At 66.7% G+C, this 7,197-nt stretch carries 3 protein-coding genes and 1 pseudogene; 3 read left to right on the forward strand and 1 reads right to left on the reverse strand.

The features are described 5' to 3' along the window. Window positions 1–35: 35 nt before the first annotated feature. A complete protein-coding gene (locus ACFFC4_RS21005) occupies window positions 36–659 on the reverse strand; it encodes a hypothetical protein (RefSeq protein ID WP_375504519.1) in 624 nt (207 codons plus the stop codon). Window positions 660–1,472: 813 nt separating this feature from the next. On the opposite strand from ACFFC4_RS21005, the gene ACFFC4_RS21010 reads away from it, so the two are divergent. The 3 genes and pseudogenes from ACFFC4_RS21010 (at window position 1,473) to ACFFC4_RS21020 (ending at window position 6,988) form a co-directional block, all read left to right on the forward strand. After that, window positions 1,473–2,999, forward strand: coding sequence for a hypothetical protein (locus ACFFC4_RS21010; protein ID WP_375504521.1), 1,527 nt, complete (start codon window positions 1,473–1,475; stop codon window positions 2,997–2,999). 573 nt (window positions 3,000–3,572) lie between these two features. Next, window positions 3,573–5,303, forward strand: coding sequence for a hypothetical protein (locus ACFFC4_RS21015; protein WP_375504523.1), 1,731 nt, complete (start codon window positions 3,573–3,575; stop codon window positions 5,301–5,303). 557 nt (window positions 5,304–5,860) lie between these two features. Then, window positions 5,861–6,988, forward strand: a pseudogene (locus ACFFC4_RS21020) (tyrosine-type recombinase/integrase). The last annotated feature ends 209 nt before the right edge of the window (window positions 6,989–7,197 follow it).

The following is a 7,197-nucleotide window of genomic DNA, read 5'->3' on the forward strand; positions in this document are numbered from 1 at the left end:
GCGACTGCCGCAAGTCCGGACGTGCCGCCGCGGGTTCAGTTCTTCGCGATGCGTGGGCGCCGGAAGCGCCCGAACCGGATGACCAGCGCCATTCCGACAAAGACAAGGTTCGCCAACGCCAGCACGAACAGCACGCTCCAGCCGATCTCGGGAATGAGCAGCACTGCTCGATGACCAGGCCACGCCTTCGCGAAATCCGGTCGGCGACTGTGCGACAAATACAGCCCGGCGGCGATGACGGCGAGGACCGAGGTGCACAGCGTCGACACCCTGGACGTCATGCTGCTGTACAACCCACGCCGGCCCGAACCGATCAGCGACAGCCACGCGCCGAGTACGGCCGGTACGCCGAGGATGAACGCGACCACATCGGTCGCCTGAGGTGAGATGTCGCCCGCAGCGCTGGCAGCCTTGGCTGGCAGCCCGGGGAAGAGTGCGCCGCACACCCACACGGTGAACGTCACGACAATCGCGGCCGCGAACGCGAGTGAGGGCGATCCGGGCGGAATTCCTCTGATGCGGACCGCGAACACCGGCCGGGCAACCTTCGAGTCCCGCAGGAAGTTGGTGTGCAAGTTGCTAGACGGCTGCGCCTGCCCAGTGTCCCAGCTGACGAAGCTGCGGTAGGGCTTCCCGTGCTCGAGATTCGGTACAGCCACCACTCGGCCAGGTGATCGTGCAGCGCCTGCCACGGGTGCGGCAAGTGGATCCACTACGCGACGCCGGGCCGGTGGTCTAGTAGCGGTGCAGCTTCGCGGCGCCGTCCACGTGGCCTTGGACCGCGTTCGCCAGTGCGACGCTCACGGGCACCTTCACGTCGGGTCCCTCGAGTCAAGACTCGAGGGCCTAGTAATTCCTCACGCGCCCAAGGAACGCGACGACGTGCCGCATCTTGCCGCTCACCGCCTACCTCGAAGCGGCCCGCGCCGGTGACGGCGTGTTCTGCCACAGACAGATGCCGACCCGGTAGCTCTCCGCGAGGTCGTCAAGCCCGCAATCTCGTTGTCAGTCAGCGGTCCCCTGACATCGAACACGACGTTCTTCTGCATAGTCGCGTCCTGTGCGCAGGCTACGACCGGTGAACGCTTCAGGGCGGCCGTGGCGACGAGCCAGACAACGGTCCCGGGCACGCGACCGGTTCTCCAGTGGCCAGGCGCAACAGCCGTGTCGACCTCTGCCGGCGGCCTCCCTCCCTCCGGCCTCGAAAGACCTGCCGGGCTGCCCGCGACACGACCGGGCAGTCCGAAAAGCCTGTCCCTGTCCAACCTTGTCCAACCGCGAGCGTGGGCGTCCCCCGGAACGGTTTCGTAGGTGACGAAACCGAGGGGACATCTCATGTGGCATGAAGTATTCAAGACCATCCGAGCGGCGATGGATGACTGGCCGCGCACCGCACGGTTCTGCATCTGCGTTCTCACCTTGGCCGTTGCCGCCGCTATCGTCGCTGGTGTCACCTGAGCGGAGGCCGCGCGATGAGATCTGAGCCCTCACCCGCCAGAATCGAGCTGACCGCCGCGCTCAACGACCTGTACGACTCGTGCCAGGTCCGATCCTTTCGCGCACTCGTGGACGCGTCCGGGAACGCGTTTAGCCACGGCACCGTCGCCAACCTGCTCAACGACGCACTGGACAACCCACCGAAGGCCGACCGCGTCAGGCAGTTCGTGCTTGCCTGCCGCGCGTACGCGGCAATCCACGGGGTACACGTCGACCCAGAACGGTTCTATCCGAGCGCGTGGAAGAAGCTTGTCGACGACGCCCATGGCACGAGGGTGCAGGTGCGCGAGCCGGTCGTACGGGAGCCTTTGGCGATCGAGCTCGATGCGCTTGCCGAGGGCGCGAATTCTGTGCCGATGACGAGCCCGCTGGAGCTCGCGACTGCCCTGACGGGGAGCCTCGAGCGTCACAACGCCCGAGCTCGGCGTGGGCTGAGCATGGCGATGGAACCTTCGGTGCTCGATCAGGTGACAACGCTCGCGGCTGGACTAACGCGCTTCGACATCGACCTACCTCGTTTGCGGGCGGCGCTGGCGAGGACGCAACTCGGTCAAGGCAACTTCCTGGGTGCGAACCGGCACGCCGAGGCTGCCGTGGCGGCCTCGCCGTACGCCACTAGTGAGCATATGTTGTTGCGAGGGGAGACGCGTCTGAATCTCGGTGACCTCGTCTCGGCCGCGCACGATTTTGAGCAGGTCATCGCGGCGACCGCAGAGCAATGCGAGGCACCTGACCTTCTCGTGCCGGAATCGGTCGAGGATCGGGTCGAGCAGCGCATCACCGCGATGCAGTTCTCCCGGATGTGGATCCCTGACCTTCAGGGCCGCCACCAGCAGGCGGCAGCCGCGGGGGTCGTCGTCATTTCCGAGGCGGCTGCGTTCGGCAACCTCGCCCAGGTTGGAGCGATGCACCGTGCGGGTCGCGCGCTGCTTGCAACCGGCCGCGTCGATTTGGCGGTGCAGGGGCTGCGCAAACTGCAGGACAGCACCCGTCTGGCGGGCGATGCGGGAAACCCTCATCTGAAGCTGTGGGAGTACCGGGCGCTGGCCGCGCTGGGGTGGGGAGCGGCGGAGCGCGTCTGGGCCTCGTTCTGCGAGTCGGTTGAGGGCTTCGACGACGGGATGCAGGCCCATTTGTTGTTCGAGCAGGGCCGGCGGGCCGAGCGGCGATCTGCGGTCCAAGCGTTCGCGTCCTACGAGCAGGCGATCAGCATCTGGTCGAAAGGCGGCTATGTGAACGCCGGGTCCAAGGCCCTTGGGCGGGCGGCATTGGTGCTGGATGCGATCGAGCGGAGCGGACGCTCACGCGAGCCTATCGTGCTCATGGCGGCGGCGTACCTGTCCGCTCGTATGCGCACGCTGCCTTCGACTCCGGTTCTCGGTCGTCAACTGGGCGAGATGATGTCGGCACGGTCGCTGTCCCGGGCCGAGCTTGCTGGGGTGATGGACACTGCGCGCTGGCGTTTCCCGAATTTGACCCCTGCGCTCCTCTCGCCGACCTGATGGTCGTTGCCGCCCCTTCGTTTGTCGTCGACAGGCTGGCCCCTCGCAGGTAATGCAAACTTGCTCTCCGAGCTAAGCACGCTACGCGGCGTGAGAGCGCGGCAGCGCTCAACGCGGCTAGGAGAGCGCCGGCTCGGCGGGAGACTCTGGGTCTCATCCAGCGTCATTTGACCAAGTAGGTCACGAGGAATGCGAGGCCCACGATGATGGGGCCCGAGCCCAGACCGATGAGGACCGGGTGACGTTCCCAGCGGTATCGCAGCGTCCCGGGGCGTCGCGTTCCAGCGCGGCGAGACGCCGGTAGGGGTCGTCGACAAACTTGCAGCCGGCTGCTGTGGCCAGACCGGGCGTGGATCCTGCCGCTGGATCACGACGCGTCGGAAGGAGCGGACACCAACCAGCCATCATGTGTAAGGGTCGGGCTGCGTCAGCGCGTCCGTTGGACACAATCGCGGGGGGGTAGACGGGTTGGAAGGTGATGCTACGGCGGCGTTCACCGGCGCGGGGTTGAGCGGCGACGCTCCCGCATCTTTGCCTATGGGCAATTGGCTGCGCGACGACATCCTCCGGGTCATGTTCGCGCAGACCCGGGTGGCGGCGCCTGAACTGGTCGACGAAGGCCATCTGCGTGCTATGACCGGCTCCGGGCACAAGTTGGAGATGGTGCTCGGTCGCCTGTGGGGTGTGCTGGGTGACGACGCATTAGGTTGCCTGTTCGCACTGCGGGTTGAGCTACCGAACACTGGCCACCTACTGGCTGCTCTGCATCTGCTGCAGGGCGGCACCCACGTGACCGTGAACTTCGACGTCGGGATTGAGCTGGCGCACGACCTGCTCACGGGTCGGGTCGGCCTTCCGGACCGGTTCCGTAGCGTGAGGCCCGACCTTGACCAGTGGCAGCAGCTGGTCCCGTCCGCGCCAACACCGTTGACGGTGGTCACGGCCAAGGACGAGTTCGATGCGTGGGCGGTGTCGGGTCAGCCTCCCGCGCTGCTCAAGGTGCATGGTGGTTTGAGTCGCGACCAACGACGGCTGCTCGACGTCGTTGTGGTCGACATCGAGGAAATCGGAGCTTTGTGGCCGACACGCCTGCGTGCGGTACAGGGTCTGGCTGACGCTGAACGTCTCGTCATCACTGGCTACGGCGGCGCCGACCCGGACGTGTATGCGCCTCTGCTCGTGGCAGCCGAGAGTTCCTGGAGCGAATGGCGATGCCCCACGCTCCCGCCAGGGTCGCCGGTACCAGGGGACGCGGCAGCACACCAGATCACTGCCCTCGTGAACTGGGACGAGGGCACGGCGGTCGCTGCGTTCGCGTCGCTGCTCGGTTTGGATGAGCTTCCCGCGTGGGTGCCGCCGGACCGGCATGAGGCTCCGCGCGCCTACGAGTCTGCGTTCGAGGCTTGGTCCGCCGACGTTGCTCAGCGATGTCCGGCAGCGAAGTTCGCGCAGGCGTGGGCTTGGATGGTTGCCGACGCGGGCGACTTGGACCTCGCTGCTGCGCTTTTGCAGTCCGTCCCCGCCCTGCAGGACGACGGCGGGGCCCGCATCCGACTCGCAGAGGTGCTCTACGCCCGCGCCTCACCCGCCGACCTGCTTGAAGCCCAACGCATCTACACCGGTCTACTCAAGGAACGACCGCCCGACCCGGGTACACGCGACTTCTGCCTGCTGCGGACTGCCGACCTGGCCCGGAAGACACTGCTGAGCGCGTCGCCGGGCGGGCGGGTGCGCCGGTTGTGCGTCATGGCAGCCGCTCCGACCGTCGTCCTTGTGCGTACTCGTTTCGGTCGGCGTCGCGCGGAGACGGCAGCAGACGCGTACGGGCAGATAGGCCATTCCGGTTTGCGGCTATTGGAGCTGTGCGCAGTGCACGGTCCGAGGCAGGCTTGGCCCGTTCTGGGGATGTTCGCGGCCGGGCTCGGGCGAGCGAGCCGCCGAGCGATCGAGTTAGCGGAAAACGGGAACCGGCGAGCGATCAACCGGCAACGTGAGCTGACGCTGCACGCGTTGTCCGCTGTGCTGCGCGGACGCGCCGCCAGCGGAGACACGGTTGAGGCGTTGACGTCGCTGCGGCTGGTGTACCGCAACGCCGGGGATTTCCCGGGCGCCGGGAACTGCAGCGTGACGTTGGCGCTGGCCGCGGCCTCGGCCGGTGACTGGGCGGCTGCGAGCGAACTTCTCACTCAGGGCCGCGATGATCACCGTGAGGGCCAGCCGACTGGGGAGCCGTTGGTTGGGGCAGCAGCAGTCATACGGCGGGTCGAGTCAATTATCGGTCGGGTTCGCGCACGCGGCGCGTGAGTAGCACGCAGGGGCTGCTGCACGGATCGGTGACAGCAGCCGTTCCTAGGCGGTTGCCTTTGCTGGGGGACGTGGGGTGCCGCCGTGCCAGACTTTCTGATCGCGCAGCGGTCGGTGGGGGCTGCTGCACGTGTCGGCGACGATAGCGACGCCGGGTGGGCGACGGTATGTCGCCGACGCGCCTGTGCGAATATCGTGGGCTTCGATGGGCCCGCGGCGTCGGCTCGGATTGTTGACTGGACGGGACACGAGCGGACAGGAATGGGCAGGACCGTCGTCAGCGGGATCGCACATGGATCGCACGACGTCGCTTCGAGTGGTGCTCCACGCTCTTAGAGTCCAACGATTCCGGGCCCTGTGATGCTAAAGGAGATACGTCTTCCAAACTGATTACGCGAGTTCGATTCTCGTCGCCCGCTCATCAGCCCTAGCCCATATTTGCTGGGCCTCGTGGCTTTCTCGCTTCCCGGCAGGACGTGACAGAATCGGCGAAAGTTGACTGCTGGATGGCACGTGGATGGCACGGCATTCGGTCGGTCGGGGAGAGGTCACCGTGGCTGGTAAATCTGGGCACCGGGCATTTCGGTCGCATCCGGAGGCTGCCGAGTAAGCGATTCCAGGCGTCCTATGTAGGCCCGGACGGGCTGCGGCATGTCGCACCGAGCACGTTCACCACGAAGCAGGATGCCGAGGGTTGGCTAGCGGCTAAGGACCGACTGACCAGCTCCCCGGACTGGCACTCACCCGCAGCTACCCGAGCCGCCCGGGTCACGCTCACTGACTACGCCAACACCTGGCTGCGTCAGCGAACGCTCAAGCCGCGCACGGTGGCGCTGTACTGCGACCTACTCGACCGCCGCATCCTGCCGCCGCTCGGTGACTTGCATGTCGACCAGATCACGCCCGCGCTCGTCCGCGACTGGTACTCACGCCTGGACGCGAGCAAACCACGGCAACGAGCGCACGCCTACGTGCTGCTACGCACGGTCTGCACGACCGCCGTGGCCGACGAGCTGCTGGCGGCAAACCCGTGCCGCATCCGTGGCGGGGGACAGGCCAAGCGAGCGAGCGAGACCGAGCCCGCCACGCTGGAGGAACTGGCAACCATCGTCCAGGAGATACCTGTCCGTCTGCGCCTCATGGTGCAGCTCGCGGCGTGGTGTGCGATGCGCTACGGCGAGCTTGCCGAGCTGCGCCGCTCCGATCTCGACCTTCGCAAGGGCGTGGTCCGTATACGTTGCGGCGTCGTCCGGGTGGACGGTGCCGCCGTCATCGGCGAGCCCAAGAGCGAAGCCGGCAAGCGGGACGTTGTGATCCCGCCGCACGTGCTGCCCGCGGTGCGCGAGCACCTGTCCGCAATGCCTATGACCAGCCGCGACGCGCTTTTGTTTCCGGCTGCAACCGACCCGGCCAAGCAAATGCCGGGCCCGCGCATGTTTGTCCCGTTCTCACGCGCTCGGGCTGCCGCCGGACGACCTGACCTGCGCTTCCATGACCTGCGCCATACCGGCGCGGTCTACGCGACGATGGCGGGCGCGTCGCTGCCCGAGTGATGGGTTCGACTCGGACACTCGACCTCCGCCGCGGCTATGCGCTACCAGCACGCCGCGAAAGGTCGAGACGCGGAGATTGCTGGCCTGTTGTCCGTGATGGCGGAGGGGACGACGCGGCAACGCGAACTGTAAGACCTTTGGAACGGCGATTCTGAGCGAGCCGCGTGTTGCGATACGGGTGGTCGAGGCACTGTAAGGCGGCCGGCTCAGACACCTCGTACGTTTCTGCGCACTGGCAGTGCCCGCCGGTGCTGGATGATGAACCCTGTCTGCCGGCGGGCCTGCGATGTTCCCGCCCCGAGTACAGGAGTGATCGCTCGCATGCGAAGCAAGGTTCAGAA

The organism is uncultured Jatrophihabitans sp. (assembly GCF_964244045.1).
Taxonomy (GTDB): domain Bacteria; phylum Actinomycetota; class Actinomycetes; order Mycobacteriales; family Jatrophihabitantaceae; genus Jatrophihabitans.

What these genes read in the sequence shown, in the direction of transcription:
- ACFFC4_RS21010 (WP_375504521.1), top strand. Translation starts at nt 1,473, where the DNA reads ATGAGATCTGAGCCCTCACCCGCCAGAATCGAGCTGACCGCCGCGCTC.
- ACFFC4_RS21015 (WP_375504523.1), top strand. Translation starts at nt 3,573, where the DNA reads ATGTTCGCGCAGACCCGGGTGGCGGCGCCTGAACTGGTCGACGAAGGC.